General features: G+C 60.2%; 18 protein-coding genes. 7 read left to right on the top strand and 11 right to left on the bottom strand.

Translation table 11 applies throughout. The annotated features are described in order from the left end of the window. Positions 1-170 precede the first annotated feature (170 nt). Both ACSQ20_RS22190 and ACSQ20_RS22195 read left to right on the top strand, forming a co-directional pair. Positions 171-371 (top strand): hypothetical protein, encoded by a 201-nt coding sequence (locus tag ACSQ20_RS22190; protein ID WP_436024252.1) that lies wholly within the window; start codon positions 171-173, stop codon positions 369-371. A 22-nt stretch (positions 372-393) separates the two neighbouring features. Beyond that, positions 394-1764, top strand: coding sequence for an MBL fold metallo-hydrolase RNA specificity domain-containing protein (locus ACSQ20_RS22195; RefSeq protein ID WP_436024254.1), 1371 nt, complete (start codon positions 394-396; stop codon positions 1762-1764). 303 nt (positions 1765-2067) lie between these two features. On the opposite strand, the gene ACSQ20_RS22200 is transcribed toward ACSQ20_RS22195, so the two are convergent. The 5 genes from ACSQ20_RS22200 to ACSQ20_RS22220 all read right to left on the bottom strand — a co-directional run bounded on the left by ACSQ20_RS22200 (position 2068) and on the right by ACSQ20_RS22220 (position 5641). Further along, positions 2068-3276 carry a hypothetical protein gene (locus tag ACSQ20_RS22200; RefSeq protein WP_436025925.1) on the bottom strand — a complete coding sequence of 403 codons (1209 nt, stop codon included), beginning with the start codon at positions 3274-3276 and terminating at the stop codon, positions 2068-2070. Positions 3277-3833: 557 nt separating this feature from the next. Then, a complete protein-coding gene (locus tag ACSQ20_RS22205) occupies positions 3834-4133 on the bottom strand; it encodes a type II toxin-antitoxin system RelE/ParE family toxin (protein WP_436024256.1) in 300 nt (99 codons plus the stop codon). Then, positions 4123-4368, bottom strand: a complete 246-nt coding sequence (locus tag ACSQ20_RS22210) for a type II toxin-antitoxin system ParD family antitoxin (RefSeq protein ID WP_436024258.1) — start codon at positions 4366-4368, stop codon at positions 4123-4125. Before ACSQ20_RS22210 ends, ACSQ20_RS22205 begins: the two co-directional genes overlap by 11 nt. Before the next feature lie 347 nt (positions 4369-4715). Next, positions 4716-4964: a UDP-glucose 4-epimerase gene (locus tag ACSQ20_RS22215; RefSeq protein WP_436024260.1), complete on the bottom strand. Its 249-nt coding sequence runs from the start codon at positions 4962-4964 to the stop codon at positions 4716-4718. A gap of 26 nt (positions 4965-4990) precedes the next feature. Continuing rightward, entirely contained in the window at positions 4991-5641 is a 651-nt protein-coding gene (locus tag ACSQ20_RS22220; RefSeq protein ID WP_436024262.1) for a BON domain-containing protein, read from the bottom strand. A 318-nt stretch (positions 5642-5959) separates the two neighbouring features. Here ACSQ20_RS22220 and ACSQ20_RS22225 point away from each other — a divergent pair, with 318 nt between their 5' ends. The 3 genes from ACSQ20_RS22225 (at position 5960) to ACSQ20_RS22235 (ending at position 9318) form a co-directional block, all read left to right on the top strand. Then, complete coding sequence (locus ACSQ20_RS22225; RefSeq protein ID WP_436024264.1) at positions 5960-8128, top strand: sensor histidine kinase; 2169 nt, start codon at positions 5960-5962, stop codon at positions 8126-8128. Beyond that, the gene (locus ACSQ20_RS22230; protein ID WP_436024266.1) at positions 8125-8775 is read left to right on the top strand and encodes a response regulator; all 651 of its coding nucleotides are present in this window, start codon (positions 8125-8127) and stop codon (positions 8773-8775) included. The genes ACSQ20_RS22225 and ACSQ20_RS22230 overlap by 4 nt, the downstream gene beginning before the upstream one ends. A gap of 120 nt (positions 8776-8895) precedes the next feature. Continuing rightward, complete coding sequence (locus tag ACSQ20_RS22235; protein WP_436024268.1) at positions 8896-9318, top strand: response regulator; 423 nt, start codon at positions 8896-8898, stop codon at positions 9316-9318. 40 nt (positions 9319-9358) lie between these two features. On the opposite strand, the gene ACSQ20_RS22240 is transcribed toward ACSQ20_RS22235, so the two are convergent. The 4 genes from ACSQ20_RS22240 to ACSQ20_RS22255 all read right to left on the bottom strand — a co-directional run bounded on the left by ACSQ20_RS22240 (position 9359) and on the right by ACSQ20_RS22255 (position 15558). Beyond that, positions 9359-9643 carry a hypothetical protein gene (locus ACSQ20_RS22240; RefSeq protein ID WP_436024270.1) on the bottom strand — a complete coding sequence of 95 codons (285 nt, stop codon included), beginning with the start codon at positions 9641-9643 and terminating at the stop codon, positions 9359-9361. Between the two features lie 196 nt (positions 9644-9839). Beyond that, complete coding sequence (locus ACSQ20_RS22245; protein ID WP_436024272.1) at positions 9840-10655, bottom strand: glycine-rich domain-containing protein; 816 nt, start codon at positions 10653-10655, stop codon at positions 9840-9842. An 11-nt stretch (positions 10656-10666) separates the two neighbouring features. Continuing rightward, positions 10667-13978, bottom strand: coding sequence for a bifunctional diguanylate cyclase/phosphodiesterase (locus tag ACSQ20_RS22250; RefSeq protein WP_436024274.1), 3312 nt, complete (start codon positions 13976-13978; stop codon positions 10667-10669). A gap of 482 nt (positions 13979-14460) precedes the next feature. Next, positions 14461-15558 (bottom strand): porin, encoded by a 1098-nt coding sequence (locus tag ACSQ20_RS22255; protein WP_436024276.1) that lies wholly within the window; start codon positions 15556-15558, stop codon positions 14461-14463. Between the two features lie 278 nt (positions 15559-15836). Between ACSQ20_RS22255 and ACSQ20_RS22260 the strand changes: the two genes are divergently transcribed. Both ACSQ20_RS22260 and ACSQ20_RS22265 read left to right on the top strand, forming a co-directional pair. Beyond that, a complete protein-coding gene (locus tag ACSQ20_RS22260; protein ID WP_436024278.1) occupies positions 15837-16148 on the top strand; it encodes a DUF4148 domain-containing protein in 312 nt (103 codons plus the stop codon). 326 nt (positions 16149-16474) lie between these two features. Continuing rightward, the gene (locus ACSQ20_RS22265; protein ID WP_436024280.1) at positions 16475-17485 is read left to right on the top strand and encodes a DedA family protein/thiosulfate sulfurtransferase GlpE; all 1011 of its coding nucleotides are present in this window, start codon (positions 16475-16477) and stop codon (positions 17483-17485) included. Positions 17486-17519: 34 nt separating this feature from the next. Here ACSQ20_RS22265 and ACSQ20_RS22270 read toward each other — a convergent pair whose 3' ends face one another. Together ACSQ20_RS22270 and ACSQ20_RS22275 are read right to left on the bottom strand one after the other, a co-directional pair. Next, a complete protein-coding gene (locus ACSQ20_RS22270; protein WP_436024282.1) occupies positions 17520-18566 on the bottom strand; it encodes an aldo/keto reductase in 1047 nt (348 codons plus the stop codon). 155 nt (positions 18567-18721) lie between these two features. Next, entirely contained in the window at positions 18722-19516 is a 795-nt protein-coding gene (locus tag ACSQ20_RS22275) for a FadR/GntR family transcriptional regulator (RefSeq protein ID WP_436024284.1), read from the bottom strand. Positions 19517-19541 lie beyond the last annotated feature (25 nt).

Consider the following 19541-nt stretch of genomic DNA (forward strand, 5'->3'; position numbering starts at 1 on the left):
ATGCCGACAGAAACTCCCGATGTCTTACGCACGGTTCAGCGCCCTCTGATTTGCAAGGCGCTTCATGCCGCCGATACTTCAAACAACGGATATCGGAACCGTGAAGCGGGTGAGCAAGCCATAGGCGCGGCGCACCCGCCCGTCAACGACTATGCACCGGGAGAGCCGCAATGTCGGACCAAACCACCAATAAAGCGCGCACGAACGCGACCGACGAAATCGTTGCGCTCGCGCAGAGTGCCGGCCTGCTTGTGACACTCGACGGACGAATCGGCCGCGAAACATATCAGAGCGTAGCCGGTTCGCTTACTTCGTTTTTACGGTTCGCCGACGCGCTGCGCGCGAGTCTCCTCGAAAACGAGACGGTCTGATATTCAATGATGAGGAGTCCTTATGAGGTTGACCTTTCTGGGTGCGACTGAAACCGTAACGGGCTCCAAATACCTGCTCGAAGGCGCAGGGCTGCGAATATTGATCGATTGCGGACTTTTTCAAGGGACCAAGAACCTTCGGCTGCGCAATTGGGCCCCGTTGCCGGTCGACATCGGCAGCATCGATGCCGTCATTCTGACGCACGCGCACATCGATCATAGCGGCTACCTTCCCCTGCTCGCTCGCAGCGGGTATCGCGGACCGATCTATGCGACCCCCGGCACCTGCGCGCTCGCGGAAATCCTGCTGAAAGACAGCGCGAAATTGCAAGAAGAGGAAGCTGATTTCGCCAATCGGCACGGCTTTTCGAAGCATCATCCGGCTCTACCGCTTTATACGATCGACGATGCCGAACAGGCGCTGAAACTGCTCGTGCCGCGCGCGTTCGACGCGCCATCGATCCTCAACGATCATGCGGCTTTTCGGCTGCGACGCGCCGGCCATATTTTGGGTGCCGCGAGTGTCGAGTTGCATGTGGCAGGCAAGGCCATCGTATTTTCCGGCGACCTCGGGAGGCCCGGCGACGCGATCATGTGCGCACCGGCCCATATCGAGCATGCGGATTATCTCGTCGTCGAATCGACCTACGGTGATCGCCTGCATGAACCCACCGATCCGCTCGCTGAACTCGAAGCGCTATTCACACGAACGTTCCGGCGCGGCGGAGTCGTGATCATCCCGAGCTTCGCTGTCGGCCGCGCGCAAACGATCCTGCACGACATTGCGATTCTGAAGGACACCGGGCGCATGGCGAACGTCCCCGTCTATCTTGACAGCCCGATGGCCGTGAGCGTAACCGAGTTGTATCGGCACTACATGCAGGAGCACAGACTGACGCGTTCGCAACTTGACGCGATTGCAAAGGCCGCCGTAATGGTGCGCAGCGTCGATCAGTCGAAGGAGATCGCCGGCCACCGGGGGCCAATGGTTGTCATCGCGGGCAGCGGCATGGCAACGGGCGGCCGCGTCCTTCATCATCTGAAAGCGTTCGCGCCCGACGCGCGCAATGCAATCGCCTTGGTTGGCTATCAAGCGGCGGGCACACGCGGCGCTGCGTTACAAGCGCACGCGCCAACGATCAAGATCCACGGCGAATACGTTCCGGTGCGCGCCTCGATAGAGGCTATTCCTTCGCTGTCCGCGCACGCCGACTACAACGAGATTCTCGACTGGCTGCGCAATTTTTCGACTGCGCCGGCGCGCACGTTTGTCACTCACGGCGAGCCGGCGGCGGCTGACGCATTGCGCCGACGTGTCACCGAAACGCTCGGCTGGCAATGCGAAGTTCCAACCTACCTCGAATCGGTTGTGCTGGAGGACGGCGCTAGATAATCGCGATAAACATGCATCGCTGATGGGCTCGCAAGTGGGCAAGCTGTTTGCGCACCTTCCGCAATAAGGAGGGCCTATGCCGAATTCAGGAAGCACACCCATCTAGCTCGGCCGCGTGATCCAACAGGTGCCGAAGCAGACAGGTTCCGGCGGCAAGATCGATCTGCACGGCATATCGAAGCGTGGAGACACGTACCTACGCGTCTGCGAGAGCGTGCAAAATCTCGCGGACGACGGGCGCGACGTTTCGCGAGCGTTATACCGAAGAGATCTTGCGTGTTTCCGAGTTGGGCGTGGCTCTCGTCAAGAACCCAACAGCCCTCGCCAAAACCCGCCCCCGCTTGCCTTGGAGTGCCTCGCGATGCTTGTGCGCACTCGCGCCTCGCACGACGTGCGCTCTTGCGTGCTTAGCCCGATTAACTTCCGCGCAATTGAAGTGCGCGGAACACCGCTGGTTCCGCCATCAGTTGGGTATCTGTCGAGATTCGACGCCATCGCTTCCAAAAGAGAGGCTCGTTGGCCGGGAGCGATGTTCGTCGTCCTGCTTAGGAGGAGGAGAAAGGCTTGGGCCCTGGCTGCCTCGGGCGCATCGTGCAGCGCATCGAGCACCGCCTTCGCCGTGACTTCCAAATGCGCCAAAGACATTTCCTCGTCCTCGACCAAGTACCCCAGGTAGCCGCCCTGCGGGAGTTCATCGTCGGTTGGTATTTGTTTCGATAACTTGGCGATTACGGCGAACGTTTCTGCATAAGCGTCAGCATTGCCCGCTTTCGACCAATGCAACGCGTGGTGCGTAAACTTGACGAGCTCGCGATAAGCCGCGCGCCGATCCTCGTCCATAGGCAAGAAGTCTGGCGAACCGAGCAGATTGGCGAGATGCTCTGCGGCCTTTTTCAGCTTGACGGGCTGCTCGTTTTCGTCGTCCATGAGCGAAATGGAATGAAACGTCAGCTTGACATCGACCAGAGTGCGCATCGACGCAATTCGCTGATCGACGAGGCGCGAAAAGGAACCAAACTCCCGCTTGAAGTCGGTCAGAGTGCGCATCGATGCAATTCGCTGATCGACGGTCGGTGCGGGAGCGGCGGCGTCTCGCCGCGCATCGGAGGAGCGACTCGTCCGCGCCTCGCGAAAATGCCGGCTCTCGCCTGTAACGACCACCATATCGTCGCCTCCTGTGACCGAAGAAGTCATACCGCGGCCATCGGCAGAAAAGGTGTTAACGACAGTTACACTGTCGCCAACAACGTAGGCGCCGTTGCCTGCTCCTCCCTTAATGGTTACGGTGCCGTCGGAATCGATGTGCACGTCGGCGCCGCCCCCACTGCCCGCAGCGGCCCTGAAAGCGGCACCGCTCGACTGGGCGGTGACATCCGATAAATCGTCAATGCGCGGGGCAGCGTTCCTACGCGAAGCCGTACCTGCATCATCGGCCTGTTCACCTGCATGTGTCTCGTCAGTCTCGTCCCGAGACACATCACTATTTTGGGGACGATTAGGCCTGATTTCCATGTTCCAGCTCCGAACGGTCAATGGAGTCCACTATATCGGCCATACATTTCGATTGGCTGGTGGTTGCGAACACCGCAATGAGGCAGCGAAAGAGCAGCCGTCCGGCCACGGCTGGCAGACTATCTGACGGTGGGATATCTGGCGCTGAACTGCTCGCTGAGACAGGTCAATGAGGCGCTCGCGAAGTGCGGCGTGCAGACGCGTGTGCGCCGCGACATGCCGCGTAAGTGCCGGTATTGAGGTTCGCAAATGCTAGCCACGATCACGAAACCCGCTAGCGTGCGCACGAAATTCGCTGGCGTCGGCGATGGCGCCGATGATGTGACGCGAACGGCAGACATGGGACCATCGCCAGCGCGCAGACGCGTCATCGGCTAGGCCACTAGCGGGTGAAGCACGCGCGCGATCTTGATCTAGCGAATGTTGCCGAATCGCCACGGCGCGAGGGATGCACGTGAGCAATGGAAATCACGTGTAGATCAATAATTTGCGGAGATTTCTCGCTAGCATATTTTGTGATCCTGGCTAGCAGAATTTACGAACCCCAACACCAACGCCTATAGATGACGGCCGACTTCCATGCGTTGATGTAGCACCCGACTGACGTCGAGCGTCGTTTCCGTCTCTCGATAGAACACGATGTGCGACCCCACGGTGTACTGCAAATACCCGTCACGCACGGTACAGACGCGGCCGGTCTTGTCGCCGCGGGCGAGTGCCCCCATCGTCGCGACGAGATCACGGTGATATCGATTCGCCTGCTCAAACGACCAGTGCTCGAATGTGTAGCGCCAGATGTCCTCGAGGTCGGATTCGGCTAGCGGCGTCAGCCGGAGCTGCAGCCCTCTAGCGGCCATGCATCACCCGCATTCGCTCCAAGAACGCCTCGCTGTCGAACGGCGTGGGCGCACCCGACGCCTCTCCAGCTTTCAGCGCTTCCTGCAGGGCGCGCACTTGCGTTTCGTGCGATTCAAGCAGACGCAGACCGGCGCGCACGACGTCGCTGGCCGAACCATAGCGGCCCGATTCCACCTGCGCGTCGATGAAGTCCGCAAAGTGGTCACCGAGGGAAACGGATGTGTTGCGTTGCATGGGTCATCTCCTCTCCAATGAGCCCATCATATACCAAATTTTGGTATTACTCTCGACCTGGGTCAAACGGTGTTGCGCCTACTTTCTGGCTGTTACGGTCGCTGTCTGGCTCCGGTTGTTCTTCCGCCGTTCCTTCGGGTTGCAGCTGTCGCTATCAACCGATGCTTTCCCCGTCTGTATCAATGACTTGCTTTATCGCCTTAGCCAATTTGGTTTGGTCGAGTTCTCCCCTTACCACCTGTGCCCAGAGATCCCGCGCGATCTCGTACGCCTTGGTGTCCTGATCGCGGAGCGCCGACAATGTCCTGCGCGGCGTTTGCGAACTCGCGCAAGCGCGTTAGCGCATGCTAGCGCGACGGCTTTAAGCGAAAGGTTCTCGATGCGTTATGTTCGACCCAGAGCATCCCTTCGCGCAAGCCGTCGAGGATCGCTTCGCGCTCGGAACCGAATGTCTTGAAGTGCTTGAACGTGTGCTCGAATGGGGCGCCGGTACTGTCATGCGCGACACGAATCGCGCAAGCGAAGCCATCGGCCACCGGCAAGGTGTCGACTGTTACCGTCCAATGACGAGCGCTCACGGAACCGGACAACGCCATCCGCCCTCCTATCCAGCATCGAGAGGTCATTCAACCTCGAGGTTGTCCACAACGGTTCGCACGCCGCGCGCCGCCCAAGCAGCACCCCGCGCTGCTGCGCGCTCGGCAAGCGATCCGACTTTGCCGTTTAGCGTAACGGCCCCGTCATGCACTTGAACGCGGATGTGCTTCGCTTCCCGCTCCGCATGGCGCTGCAACGCGCGACCGATCTTATCGCCGATATCTGCGGCCGCTGCGCCGCCTTTCACATCAATGAGGTTCGACACACCGGTGACGCTGCGCATATGGCTGACGGTGTCAACGGCCAAATGGGCGAGATGACCGTTAGGCACTTCGCCGCGCAGTGTCACCCAACCCTTTTCGACTTGCACCTTGATCGCGTCTTCGGTAAGGCCCGCGGTCCAGTGCAACATCGCGCGTACCGCGTTGGCGATGCCTTCGTCGGTGTGCTTGTGCGCATCCGGAAGGCGAACTTCCATTTCGACCGCCACTGCCTTGACGCCCGATATACGCTGTGCAGCCCTTTCAGCCGCGAGCTTCTCAGCGTAGCTCGATGGATGCCCCGAAAGCGTCACGACGCGGCCGTTCACTTCAACCCCGATATCTGCCACGTCGACGGCGGGATCGTAGTCCAGCTCCTCCTCGACTTCCTGCTTCAACTGACGGTCCGTCTTCATCGCCTTCTCCTTGCGGTCTTGGCCTTTCCTGTTCCGTTTGCCAATACTGCCGCGTCGCGCAAGCAAGGTTCTGATTTGAGTCAAACTCGCGCATATTCAGGACACCTAAGTTATTCGAGCATTGTTATACTGGCCCCAATTTTCCGCATCCATTAATGGGTCATTGCTTCGCCGCCATTGGCACGGCGGCGTTATTCGCGCACAATTTCGCTATCAGTAGCCCCCAACTATTTGAGCAGCAGCCGCTTTTGGTCGTTTTGCCGAATACATCGCCGCGCGCGCCGTTGCGGCGGTCTTTTTCACCGTTAGCGAAACCGCATGCCCGCTGCCGCCCATTCGCCTGCGCCCGATACACCGCCCCGCCGCAAGGAACGTGCGCCGGCCCCATTGCGCGAACCATTCATCGCCGCAGCCGTCACCGCAATCATCGTGTTCGCCATCACCGCGGCAGCGGTCGTCTTCGTGCGCGGGCGTCTGATCGATAGCGCGCGGGACAGCTTCGATGCGCGGGCTTCACACGTCACAACCGATTTGCGCCGCGAGCTGCAGCTATGCACCGAGGTCATGCGTGGCGCGAGCGGCTTCGTCGCAGCCCAGCAGGCAACGCCGCACGTGCCGCTCACGGCCGACGGGTGGGACCGCTACGTCGCGCATCTGGCCCTGGAGGACACGCCGCCGTGCGTGCGCACGCTCGGTTATGCGCAAGTGACGACACGCGGGGCCACGTCCGATACCGCGGACATCGCGCCTGCGGAAATCGCCGCTATATGGCCCAGGCGGGCAGACGGTGCCGCCGAACTGCGCATCGGTATGCAGCCCGAAACCCGCAACACATTGCGGCACGCCGCCGATACGGGGCAAATTGCGCTGGTCGTCCATTCGCCGGCGCGGCCTGAAGAGTCGGATGCCACTGATTCGCTGCGGCGTACCCGAGTCGACATGTACGTTCCGGTCTATCGCAACGCGCCCGTGCCGATCGCGCCTGCGGAAAAACGCGCTGCGTTAGCCGGTTTTGTCTTCGCTCAACTCGATGTCGAATATCTGTTCGCGAGCGTGGCTGCGCGCTCGCCGCGCCTGGATATGCGTGTCATGGCGGGCACCCCGGCCGTGGCGCTTTACCCGCCGGCCGCTACGCTTGCCGACCTCCCCGACTCCTTTGTGTCCCCGCCCGCACGGTTTCGGCGCACCGATATGCTGCGCTTCGGCGGGCAGCTATTCCGGCTCGGCTACGGGACGAACGACCCGCTGCTGACCGAATCGGCCAATCTCAGCAACGGCGTATTCCTCGCGGCGGGCTTCCTGGCTGCGCTGGTCGCCGGCGCCGCCGCCTTCGGCTTTGCGCGCCGGCGCGACGAGACGCTTGCCGAGGCGGGCATGGCACGCTCGCTGTCGTCGCTCAACGAGGCACGCATGATGGCGATCATTCGCGCGTCGTCGGAAGCCATCATCACCATTGACGAAGCGCAGCGCATCGTCATCTTCAACCCAATGGCGGAGCAGGTCTTTGGCTGTTCGGCAATGGATGCCATCGGCGGTCCGCTCGAACGCTTTATTCCCGAGCGCTACCGCAAGACACATCAAAAACACGTCGATCAATTCGGCGCGACCGGCGTCACCGAACGTCAGATGGGTCAGCAGCGCGTGCTGACGGGTCTGCGAGCGAACGGCGAAGAATTTCCAATGGAAGCGTCGATTTCGCAGATCGCCGACGGCGACGGCCGACGCAAGTTTTATACGGTGATGATGCGCGACGTCACCGAGCGGGTGAAGGCGGAAAACGAACTCAAGGCCTCGCGCGAAGAGCTGCGCGAATTGTCGGCAAACTTGCAGAACGTTCGCGAGGAAGAAAAGACGCGCATTGCGCGCGAACTGCACGACGATCTCGGCCAGCAATTGACCGCGCTCAAGATGGATTTATCGTCGGTGCAACAAGTGCTGCAAAGCACCGATACAGTGCCCGCTGGCGTCACCATGCAATTGCAGAGCATGCGTCGACTCATCGACGTCACCGTTGGCTCCGTGCGCCGCATCGCGGCCGACTTACGCCCGGTCATGCTCGATGACCTCGGGCTGCTGCCTGCCATCGAATGGCTGCTCCACGATTTCACAACACGCTACGGCATCGAAGTGGAGCGCCAGATCGAGCTTTCCGATGTGCTTTTTTCGCGCAACGGGGCCACAACGATCTTTCGCATCGTACAAGAAGCGCTGACCAATGTGGTACGGCATGCGCAAGCGTCACATGTCAGCATCGAGTTGGTAGTAGTCGGCGACACGTGCCGGCTGCGCATCACCGACGACGGCCGCGGCGCAACACCCGAGGTCGCCGAAGCACGCGGGGAGAAAACGTTCGGACTCCTAGGCATTCGCGAGCGTGCGCATATACTAGGCGGCTCGGTCTCTATCGAGACCGCCGCCAAGCATGGGTTCACCATCACCGTCGTACTACCGATGGTAGGAATACAACAGGAAGAGGCTCTGCCATGACCAAAGTGCTATTGGCCGACGACCACACGCTCGTGCGCGACGGTCTGCGCCACATTCTGCAAGGCACAAGCGGCTTCGAAGTCGCCGGGGAAGCGTTCGACGGGCCGACCACCATCGCACTGGTGCGCAACACGCCTGCCGATGTGCTCGTGCTGGATCTGTCGATGCCGGGCCCTCGCACCGGCGCCGAACTCGTCAAACAGATCAAAGAGGAAATTCCCACGCTGCGAGTGCTGGTGCTGACGATGCACGCGGAACAGCAATACGCGGTGCGAGCCTTCAAAGCAGGGGCATCCGGTTATCTGACGAAGGAAAGCGCCAGCACCGAGCTCGTCACCGCAGTGACCAAGGTGGCGTCGGGCGGTGTCTACGTGAGCCTGTCGATGGCCGAACGTTTGGCGCAAAGCCTCAACGAACCCACTGACATGGCGCCGCATCAGCGTCTTTCCGACCGCGAATTCGACGTGTTCAGGCGCATCTCCGCGGGGCAGACCATCACCGAAATCGCGCACGAGCTTTGCGTGAGCGCGAAAACCGTCAGCACCTACAAAACGCGCATCCTCGAAAAGATGCAAATGCCGCACGAGGCTGCTCTGGTGCGCTACGCAATCCAGCACAAGCTGTTCGACGATAGCGAGCAACTCTGACGCTGGAAACGGTCCCACCGTAGTGGTAGGAAACCGCCTACAGGCGGTTTCTCGAACGCCTACGACATCTTCCTATTTCGCCGATTTCCATTGTGGGAGCGGGCGCCGATACTGCGCTGTATGAGCGAGCTCACCACTGATATCGTCCCGCTGAAAGTGTTCGTCGTCGAGGACTCGCTACTCGTGCGTGAGCGTCTTGCCGCGCGTATCGAACCACCCGTGGGCCGCGCTCGCGTAGTCGGCGAAGCGGAAGATGTCGAAACGGCGCTGCGCGGTATTGCCGCGAGCGATCCAGAGGTAGTGATCATCGACTTGCGGCTGACCGACAGTCACGGCATCGACTTGCTGCACGCGCTGCGCAGCCGCACCGATTCGATTGTCACGATCGTGCTCACGAATTATTCGACGCATGTGTTTCGAGAAGCGAGCTTTATCGCCGGAGCCGATTACTTCTTCGATAAGACGACCGAGTTCGATCTTGCGATGGACACCATCGAACGACTCGCGCGCGAAAAGAGCGAGGGCTTTGCCGGGCAACGGTAGCGGCCCCGGTTTGGCGCAAGCGCCCGCCTGATCGATTAACCTATAAAAGCCTATCGACAAGCGCGCGCTCGGCGTGGCCGAATGCTGCGCGTATCGCCGCGTCCGCGTGCGCATCTGCGCAAGGCGGCATGGAAATGAGTTCGCCGTTGCGCGTCACGAGATCGAGTCGCACATCGTAAATCGGGTTGCTTGCCGCATCCGTCTTCGCTATCGCGAGATGACAGCCGCTGAGCGCTTGCGCAAACCGCTCGAGACGCATCAGTTGGACGGCGGCGTCGGCCTCTATTCGTGCGAACCCGGGAAACCCTAGGTACACGATCTGCATGCCGATTCCCATTTGCCGCCCCCAAACCGTTTCGCTACGTTGCACAAGCTTTAAGCCGTCCGCGGTGCGTTGCGGAGGGATGATTAATGATCGCTTAATGCTGCACGAGCGCGTTGATATGGGTCAACGCAACGGGAGAGCGGTGCGGGCCGCCGAATTCGTCACACGAATCGGCCCGCGTTGCGCAGATGCTGCTTTAGTGCTGCGTATGGGATTCGTCGCGCGCCGGGGCAAACGGCCGTACGGAATACGTGACGTCCAATTGCTTTGCCATCGGCTTCACGCAAAACGCGGCATCCGCTTGCTTTGCCATCGGCTTCACGCAAAACGCGGCATCCGCTTGCCTTGCCATCGGCCTCACGCAAAACGCGACATCCGTTTGCTTTGCCATCGGCCTCACGCAAAACGCGACATCCGCTTGCTTTGCCATCGGCCTCACGCAAAACGCACCATCCGCTTGCTTTGCCATCGGCCTCACGCAAAACGCACCATCCGCTTGCTTTGCCATCGGCCTCACGCAAAACGCGACATCCGCTTGCTTTGCCATCGGCCTCACGCAAAACGCGACGTCTGCTTGCTTTGCCGTCGACGTCACGCAAAACGCCGCAGATGGCGCGGCTGCGGACGCGTCACCGAACTCGCGTGCCGCGAGCGCGTGGCTTGCTGCGCTCAACTCGAGCTGGCGCACTTCGTCCTCGCCACCGTCGATGCCCAGATACGGATCGTGGTGAATCATATATCCGAAAATTCGTTCGCAGTCCGAAGCATAGCGTTGCGTGTCCAGAATATGCATGTGCCAGAATTCGTCGACGGCTTCAGTCGGCACCACCGGCAGGTCAGGATACTTTGCCGCCAGCTTCAAAAACTGCCGATACCCCGTTTCTGCGCGCGCGGCGTCGTCGATCGTGAGCACCCCGTGATTGCGATGCACCAGTTTGGCCTTGATCCGCTCGAAATCGAGTTCATCGATGGCCTGCCACATGGTGGCAACGTCTTTATGTTGTTGTTGCATGGTCTTCCTCGTCAGCTATGGTAAGAACGCTTCGAGCCGGAACTCGGCACGCCCCCTGATAAAAACCTCGACACGTTGCCGGGGCTGGATTGCGTCGGCCGATCGAGGAAAGTCCTCATATCGCCGGCGGAAAGTGGTCGACTGAAAAAGTAGCCTTGAACTTCATCGCAGCCTTCGCCGCGAAGGAAATCGATTTGCGCCTGGGTTTCCGCGCCTTCCGCGATGACCGTGAGCCCGAGGCTATGACCAAGCGCGATCACGGCGCTCGTGATCTGCCCATCGCTGTGGCTCTCAGGCAGGTGGCAGATGAACGAGCGATCAATCTTGACCGTATCGATCGGGAATCGGTTCAGATAGGCAAGCGACGAATAACCCGTGCCGAAGTCGTCGATCGAAAGACGCACACCGGTTTTCTTGATGCTCGAGAGCCAGCGCACGGCCTGCTCCGGGTTGCGCATCACCGTACTTTCAGTCAACTCGAGCTCAAGCAAGCCGCCGGGCAATTTCGCGTTTTCGAGCGCACCAAGAATACTTTCCTGCAATCGCCCGTCCGCGAATTGGCGCGCCGACAAGTTGACCGCAACGTGGATATCCCCGAGACCGCTGGCCCGCCACTCCGCGGCCTGACGACATGCTTCGTGCAACACCCACTCGCCGATCGGCACGATCGCCCCCGTTTCTTCGGCGAGGGGAATGAAGTCGCCTGGCATCACCAGACCGAGCGTCGGGCTATTCCAGCGAATCAACGCCTCGACGCCCATGCAATGATTGGTGCTCAAATCGACGCGAGGCTGATAGAACAACATAAACTCGTTGTTATCGATCGCACGACGCAAGCACGATTCCATTTCCACACGGCGTTGCAGCGACATGCCCATTTGCTGCTGGTACCGTTGGTAAGTATTTTTGCCGTGCTGCTTCGCGCCATACATTGCGATGTCCGCGTTCTTGAGAAGCGTCTGCGCATCGGTGCCGTCAGAAGGGTACGAACTCACACCGATGCTCGCACTCACCTGCAACTGCATCCCGCCGGTCATGAAGGGCCGCGCGAGCGCAGCTTGAATGCGTTCGATCGACAACAAGAGATTGTCTTTGCCGTTGCCGTTGCCGTATTCCTTTAGCAGTACGATAAATTCGTCGCCGCCCAGCCGCGCAATCATGTCCGCTTCGCGCACGTGTTCGTTGAGCCGCTCCGCCACCGACCGCAAGAGTTGATCGCCGATGTTGTGACCCAGCGAGTCGTTGATATCTTTGAAGCGGTCGAGATCGATGAAGAGCACGTGCAGCGCGGTTGTGCTCGGATCGGCGCGCAGCAGTGAATCGTCGAGATGCTCCTTGAACATGAGCCGGTTCGGCAACCCGGTCAGCGGATCGTGGTTGGCCAGGAAATGCAGATTGCTCTCCGCGCGGCGCCGTTGCATGAAGTGGCTCGTCTGGCTCACTATGGAGCGCGCCATCGCCAGCGCCTGAGGCTCCGCGTGTCGGCGCTCGCGCGCATAAAACTGCGCAACGCCGAGCACGTCCTTTCCAGTCAGCACCGGAAACGAGAAAGTGGTGACGATGCCGCCGGCGGCAAGCCACGCCGGCATATCGTTGGCTCGATCTTTCGTCGTGACCGACCAATGCGGCGCGGCAGGCACTTCTTCGTCTGCGATCTGCTCGGCGCGCCCACGCAGCCAGGCTTCGAGTTCGACACTGCGCGCCACGTGAACGGCCGACAATAACTGCTTGTGGCCCGACTCGGTGGGCCAGAACGCGCCGGCGTCCCAGTCCATGCCCGCGGCCACCAGGTCGACCAGTTGCTGCACCACGTCGTGCTCGTTGGTCGCCGTCGCTAGTTGCAACGTGAACGCGTGTTCCAATTCGCGCACGCGGTCGATCGATTTTTGCTTCGTAATCTCGAGTGCGGTGCCACGCAAGCGCATCGTCCCCGCTGGCCCGCAGGCTCGGCCGATGATACGCAGCCAGCCACGCCGGCCCCGCGTCGAGCGGTAGCGGCATTCGAGTTCGAACGGCTCGCGCGTCACGAGCGTATTTCGGACATGCGTCAGGACCGTCGGCCGATCACCGGGCTCGATCGCGCGAATAAGGGAACGCAAGGTGGGCGCAAGGGGCCGGCCGATGAGCCGCATCATTTCATTCGAAAAATGCGCGGCGCGATCTTCGAAATTGACACGCCAGTCGCCAAGATGGGCGATGCGCTGCGCCTCGGCTCGTGCCGTTTCGCTTTCGCGCAAATCGGACGTAATCATCTCGGCCAGTCGCAGCGCGCGAGAGCGGGCACTCGACAGCGCGTAGGCGAGCCCGGACAGCAAGATGCTGATGACCAGCCCGCAAACCATTGCCATGTCGGGCAGATAACGTTGTGGGCCCATTAGCACCGAGGGGTCCGCATTGAACACGATGCGCCAACGCCTGCCACCGAAAGACTGGAATGCCTGCCGGGACCACTCGGCGCTCGCCGATGCTTGCCCTTTCAACCGCCCAACCTTGGCCACGCTCGTGCCCTCGAGCGCGGCACCCGCTGCGTGCTGTGCCGGCAGCCATACACCCGTCGTGCTGTCGTATAGCAGGGTCGCGCCCGACGGCGGCACCTCGGGTTCACGCAGCGAGCCGGCATCGTATATCCGATAGTGCTGCAAACGAAGCGTCTCTGCGCTGAGCAAGCCGGCCATCATACCGCTGATCCATATGCCGGCCCCGACCGAGCCGACGTACGCAAGTCGGCGCTGCGTCACCGTCTCAACCGGCATGCCGCGGCGATATACGGGCAAGCGTATCGCGAGGCCGACTTGCTTCGCGGCAAAAATGCGCCTGCCGCTGCTCACCGCTTCGCCGGAATCCCTCGATGCCTGCAATACAGCACTACGGCCGACGCCGCTCTCGATATCGATGCCGACCACCTCGCGATTCGATTCGAGCGGCTCGACGTAAGTCAGGATTTCGTGCACAGGGTGCGATCCCGACGTGCGGACCGAAAAGGTAATGCCCGCGCGACGCAACAAGCCGTCTGCGCGTTGGCTTGCCTGGAATGCCGCAAGATCATCGTCCCGCACATAAAACGCGTAATTAAGCGTTTGAAAACCTGGATAGCGCCCTGGCAAATCGAGCCCTTTCACGAAATCGCGGAATTCGCTGCGCGTAACCTCAGAATCGCTCGTAAACAAAGCGCGCATGGTGACGAGCACATCGGAGTAAAGTCGAACGCGCGTGGCAATTTGCTGCTCGACGCCGCGTGAATCATTGTCAAAACGCAGTTGAGCATCCCGTTCGACGAACGAAGCAAGCAGCGAATAAACAACGATCGTCGTCGTCAGACTCAATGTCAGAGCCCCGAGCGCAAGTCCGCCGGCATAGTGTCGGCGGCTAAATCGCCGTAAATATTCAATAAACTTGCCCATTACAATCCCCCGGGCGACACAATACGCACTCGCACCACGCATCCGACAAGCAGAAACAGTCGTCGCGCGAGGCTGCTCGCAATCGAGCCTCTCAGAATGTTAATTAAGTCATCTTTTAAATGGTAATTTCTACCGATCCATCAAAAGACTGACTTTGCCCTCTTCTTTCGCTATCATTTGGTACGAAGGATAACGGTTTGCGCCGCGGTTTCAAGGCATGCAAACCCTATCGCAACAAACCCGAAAATATCGTATTGAAGGCCGGAGGATTTAATCTGGATCAAACAATGGAGATAAGTTGCGAAAAATCGCATGAAAACAGGAAATTATTACCTCGCTCAAGCGCATCTAACCTCAGGCTGGGTAGGATTCTCGACTGACGTCGATGGCAACACGAAACGCACTTAAAACAAATGACGCATTCCGAGGGAGATGACCGTTTGCTTAGTTGAACTCGAAGCCGGCAACGAGAAAATCTGCGCGCGCACGCCTGCACTTGCATGCAGATAAACGGCATGCAAATAGATGTCGGTGCGTTTCGAAAGCGCGTAGTCTCCGCCTGCGGCGAATTGGTTCCAACCGTTCTCGCTGAGTGTGGAACGCGCATAACTCGCCGCTAATGAAAATGCGTAGCTGACCGTGTATTTGATCCCACCTTCCGCCGTCCTCAATGACGCGCTTTGGCCGTGTTGATGAAATATGACGGCCGTATAGACGGCATGCAAATTCGCCGGACCCCACTGATAGCCGGCGCCTATACCCGAAACAGTCAACTTGTCGAAGGTCTGAAAGCGCGGCAGCAAACCTTGTGACAACGTACCGATTAGGGGCTTGCCGAGCACGCTGGTGCCGATACCGAACAACGTGGTGTAGTCATGGAGCTCGACATAGGCGGCACCGGCTTTAAACGGCCCATTTCCGTACGTGACGCCGAAGCTCGCTGCGCTATTCGATACGAAGCTGCCGGGCCTCCCGCCGAATGCATAAAGAGCGCCGAACTGAAAGCCTGCGAATTCGGGCGTAACGTAGCGCACCGCATTATCGATACGCTCCGCGCCGAGCCGATCAAGGTCACCGAGATGAAACGCGAGAACCGACGGCGTGAGCGAGCCTGCTGTAAACGCAGTGAGGTTTGTGACCATGAAATCGTACTGGCGCCCGAAGGTAAGCGTGCCAAAGCGATCGCTGGCCACCCCTACCCACGCTTGACGGCCGAATTCGAGCCCGCCTTGAGAGAAACGACCATCGTTCAGCGTGAAACCGTTTTCGAGGCGGAATACTGCGCGATAGCCGCCGCCCAAATCCTCCTGCCCGCGCAGCCCCCAGCGATCCGCTTGCCCGACGCCGCTGGTCTGCATCCAGGTATGCCCGCCCGCTACATTGGTGACATATGCGATGCCGCCATCGACGATGCCATATAGCTGTACCGAGCTTTGCGCTTGTGCCTGCCCGTATGCACCTGTCAAGACGATCATCGTCGCCCATAACGCCCTTGCGTTCATTTGTGCCCCCTCTCTCGACTTATATTCGTTTTATCTGCCGAGGGATGGCAGCAAGCGCCCCGTTGGCATGAGCACAAAGAATAGACGATTGCACACCGCTTCGATACCTACACGTTATGGCAGCCGTGCACCGACGCGATTATCGCCAAATTTGTAACGGTGATTTCTCGTAATGGGAGTTAACCCTTAATGCCGGCGCCGATAGACTCTGGTCATCGGTGATACGAAATGCATCGGACCCAACCGATACAACAAACGAACTCTCGGAGGTAAGCATCATGAAATCGCTCATTCAAGCCGCAGTTGTGGCCGCCGTTCTTTCGGTACCGGCTGTTTCATTCGCTCAGTCGAACGCGCCCGTCACACGCGCACAAGTCAAGGCGGAACTCGTTCAATTCGAGCAGGCCAGCCCGCGTTCGGTGTTCGGTCGCGACCCGTCTTACCCCGCTGATACGCAAGCCGCGCAAACGCGTGTCGCCGCTCAGACGAGCGAGAACACCGCGGCTTACGGCGGCACGGTGAGCGGCGCTTCGGCATCGGGCAATCGTGAGGCCACATCGCCCATCGACTCGGTGTATTTCGGTCACTGATATAAACGCATTCCAACGCATTAGCCCGACTGCTGCCAATAAACGTGAAAGCATCACGCATGCGGCATCACGATAAATTCGGCAATACCTGAAACGGAAGCGGCCGATCGTCGTATCAAGCGGCGATCGGCCGTGCTTCGCGCTCGGTACCTCCGCCGCCGGACTCCCGGCGGTTTTCGCCTAGCTTCGTTTCGGCTAGGCGATTTTTTCGTCGCGCGGCGGGCAAAGATACAAAGATATTTAGACCCAGGCTGCACGTGTGCATCAGTCGCGGCATAATTCGCGGATATCGGCGCGTTGTCCGCCGCCCTTACCGGAAAGCACTGATGCTCCACGATCTCGTCGCGCGCTACGGGCCTGCGCTCGTATTCGCCAACGCACTGGCCGCTTCGCTCGGACTACCGGTGCCGGCCATGCCGACGCTCGTCCTGTTCGGCGCACTTGCCGCGCTTCATCCGCTTTCACTCGGTACGGTGCTCGCGCCGGTGCTGATGCTTGCGATTGGTGCGACGCTGATCGGCGACAGCATCTGGTTCTTTGCCGGCCGAATCTACGGCGGCGCCACCCTGAAGACACTTTGCAAACTCTCGCTGTCGCGCGACACGTGCGTGCGAAAAACAGAGCGGTTCTTCGGGCGCTGGGGCGTGCGCGTATTGACCGTCGCGAAGTTGATACCGGGGCTATCGCTTATTTCGATCCCGCTCGCCGGTGCAATGGGCACGCGCTATCGCACGTTCATCGCGCATGACGCAATAGGCGCCACGATCTGGGCCGGGCTCGGACTTGCGCTTGGGGTGGTACTCGCACCGCAAATCGACTTTTTGCTGGGGGCCGCGAGCCGTCTCGGCAGCGCAAGCGCACTGGCCGTTGCACTGTTTGTGTTCGCCTACGCCGGCTGGCGATGGATGCGGCGCCGCGCGCTGCTAGGGCAGATCAGCGCCGCACGCATCGATGCCGATACGCTGCACGCGCTGATCGCAAAGGGCGACGCGCCGATCGTTTTCGATATCCGCTCCGACGAAACACGCGAGCTCGATCCGTACATCATCCCCGGCGCCCGATTTGCTGATGAGCGCGAACTCGACACGATCATTGCGACGTATCGCCCCGAGCAAAAGCTCGTAATCTACTGCTCGTGCCCGAATGAAGTGTCGGCGGCGTGGATGGCCAAACGTCTTGCCGAAGCCGGTTTCCTCGATGTGCTGCCGTTGCGCGGCGGGCTCGATGCGTGGCGCGAGCGAGGCGGCCCGCTCGCACCGCTGGCACCGTTACCGGTTAAGCCCGCGCCCGTCACCGATATGGACACACCCGCAGGCCCCGATCCAACGATCGTCTGACGGGCGCCGCGAGCGAACGCGACATCACCGGCCTTCAGCGCGATTCACTCAGTTGACGACGGCGCACGTCGCCCTGACGGCCGAGCATCCAACCCGGATACTCGGGCGGCAACGCACTGACCTTGTCAAGCGCGGCAAGCTCCTCGTCGGTCAAGCGCACCGATGTCGCTGCAATGTTGTCGTCGAGTTGATCGACGCGCTTCGCACCGATGATGACGCTTGTTACCGTCTTCTGATGCAGCAGCCATGCCAGTGCAATCTGTGCAACCGAGACACCCTTCGACTCCGCAATACCTTGCATCACATCGATGCAGTCATAGCCGCGTTCGAGATTGACCGGCGGAAAATCAAACATCGTGCGACGGCTGCCCTGCTCTGCATGAGCGGTGCGACTGTACTTGCCGCTGAGCAGGCCACCGGCCAGCGGACTCCACACCATCAGCGCAAGCCCTTCGCTCGCCAGCATCGGCACGATCTCACGTTCGAGATCACGTCCAGCGACTGTGTAGTATGCCTGCAGCGATTCGAAACGGGCCATCCCCAAGCGGTCGGCAACCCCGAGCGCCTTCATGATCTGCCAAGCCGCCCAATTCGACACGCCGACATAGCGCACATGACCATCTCGAACGAGTTGATCGAGCGCGCGCACGGTTTCCTCGATCGATGTGGCAGGGTCGAACCCATGCACTTGATAAAGATCGACGTAATCGAGCTGCAAGCGGCGCAGGCTCGCTTTGACCGCGTCCATGACGTGATGACGCGACAGGCCACGCGAGTTGACGCTCTTCGTACCCGTCTCGCCAAATACCTTGGTGGCCACGACGACGTTTTCACGCGGAACGTCGAGATTGCGCAGCGCCGTGCCCGTCATCGATTCGGACACGCCATCCGAGTAGACATTTGCCGTATCGATGAAATTGATACCGGCATCGATGGCACGTCCGATCAGCTTGTCGGCATCGGCTTGCTGCAAGCGGCCAATTTGCCCCCAGATCGCACCTTCTTGGCCACCGAACGTCATGGTGCCCAAACAGAGTTCTGAAACGAAAAGACCAGTGGAACCAAACTTTGCGTAACGCATGACTCGACTCCCTCCATTGCGCGTGTGTGCCGTTTCCGATTCCTCTTCCCAGCCAAAACGGCGGCGCGCAAAGTATGAACCCGATGCCGCAAGTGCTCGATACCCAATCGTCTGCGTTTCGTGCCTTTTTCTCTTATCGTTGCGTAACGGCACCCTCACGCGGAAGTGGCGGCCTTGCCCTTGCCGCGCCTCGGCAGCACAGGCGCCGTCTCGTCGATGGCGGCATGGGCGGCACGAGCGGCGCTGGGGGCCCCGGATTGCCGCGGAGGCACTGGAAAATGCACACCTGCACGCTGCGCCGCTGCGACGATATGGGCTTCGATTGCGTGCCCCGTCGAATCCGCATCGCGTTGCCGAAGTGCTGCAACAATCGCGGCATGTTCCCGATGCGTCGATAGCGCAAGCTCGCGTCGATAAAACGGCAACCGTTGGCTTTCCTGCATGATCTCGGCGCTATTGCTCAAGATTGCCTCGATGGCCGAATTGCCCGCCAGCGCCACGATGCGCATATGGAATTCGAAATCGAGCTTGGCAGCCGTTTCGAAATCTCCGTCGACAAGCGCCACGCGCAGGGCCTCGACGTTTGAGTCGAGCTGCGCCAAATCATCGTCGCCCACGGCCAGCGCGGCAAGCCGCGCGACGAACCCCTCCAGCGCGTAGCGCATCTGATAAGTATCGGGCAGCGAGACTTGATCGGCGAAGCGCCAGCGTTGTGTGCGCGTAGGCCGCGCACGGTTGACATACACACCCTTGCCCGCGCGGATCGTCACGAGCCCCAGTGCCTCGAGTGTCGACAGCGCTTCTCGCAACGAAGCCCGGCTGATCTCGAGCTCTTCAGAAAGCTGCCGTTGTGCGGGCAGCAGGCTACCCACCGGGTAAATGTCCTGCTGAATACGCTCGCGAATCGTGGCGATAGCGGCTTCGGTAACAGTTTGTGGCGTGCTGTTCATGCGTGGCCCTTGGCGGTCAGACCGG

It is taken from the genome of Trinickia sp. LjRoot230 (assembly GCF_964253315.1).
Lineage (GTDB): Bacteria > Pseudomonadota > Gammaproteobacteria > Burkholderiales > Burkholderiaceae > Trinickia.

Bases quoted from the DNA above. Each gene is read 5' to 3' on its own strand.
- ACSQ20_RS22220 (WP_436024262.1), bottom strand. From the start codon at position 5,641: ATGAAGACGGACCGTCAGTTGAAGCAGGAAGTCGAGGAGGAGCTGGAC.
- ACSQ20_RS22235 (WP_436024268.1), top strand. From the start codon at position 8,896: ATGAGCGAGCTCACCACTGATATCGTCCCGCTGAAAGTGTTCGTCGTC.
- ACSQ20_RS22255 (WP_436024276.1), bottom strand. From the start codon at position 15,558: ATGAACGCAAGGGCGTTATGGGCGACGATGATCGTCTTGACAGGTGCA.
- ACSQ20_RS22200 (WP_436025925.1), bottom strand. From the start codon at position 3,276: ATGGAAATCAGGCCTAATCGTCCCCAAAATAGTGATGTGTCTCGGGAC.
- ACSQ20_RS22245 (WP_436024272.1), bottom strand. From the start codon at position 10,655: ATGCAACAACAACATAAAGACGTTGCCACCATGTGGCAGGCCATCGAT.
- ACSQ20_RS22205 (WP_436024256.1), bottom strand. From the start codon at position 4,133: ATGGCCGCTAGAGGGCTGCAGCTCCGGCTGACGCCGCTAGCCGAATCC.
- ACSQ20_RS22195 (WP_436024254.1), top strand. From the start codon at position 394: ATGAGGTTGACCTTTCTGGGTGCGACTGAAACCGTAACGGGCTCCAAA.
- ACSQ20_RS22240 (WP_436024270.1), bottom strand. From the start codon at position 9,643: ATGCAGATCGTGTACCTAGGGTTTCCCGGGTTCGCACGAATAGAGGCC.
- ACSQ20_RS22230 (WP_436024266.1), top strand. From the start codon at position 8,125: ATGACCAAAGTGCTATTGGCCGACGACCACACGCTCGTGCGCGACGGT.
- ACSQ20_RS22225 (WP_436024264.1), top strand. From the start codon at position 5,960: ATGCCCGCTGCCGCCCATTCGCCTGCGCCCGATACACCGCCCCGCCGC.
- ACSQ20_RS22190 (WP_436024252.1), top strand. From the start codon at position 171: ATGTCGGACCAAACCACCAATAAAGCGCGCACGAACGCGACCGACGAA.
- ACSQ20_RS22275 (WP_436024284.1), bottom strand. From the start codon at position 19,516: ATGAACAGCACGCCACAAACTGTTACCGAAGCCGCTATCGCCACGATT.
- ACSQ20_RS22210 (WP_436024258.1), bottom strand. From the start codon at position 4,368: ATGCAACGCAACACATCCGTTTCCCTCGGTGACCACTTTGCGGACTTC.
- ACSQ20_RS22215 (WP_436024260.1), bottom strand. From the start codon at position 4,964: ATGGCGTTGTCCGGTTCCGTGAGCGCTCGTCATTGGACGGTAACAGTC.
- ACSQ20_RS22260 (WP_436024278.1), top strand. From the start codon at position 15,837: ATGAAATCGCTCATTCAAGCCGCAGTTGTGGCCGCCGTTCTTTCGGTA.
- ACSQ20_RS22270 (WP_436024282.1), bottom strand. From the start codon at position 18,566: ATGCGTTACGCAAAGTTTGGTTCCACTGGTCTTTTCGTTTCAGAACTC.
- ACSQ20_RS22265 (WP_436024280.1), top strand. From the start codon at position 16,475: ATGCTCCACGATCTCGTCGCGCGCTACGGGCCTGCGCTCGTATTCGCC.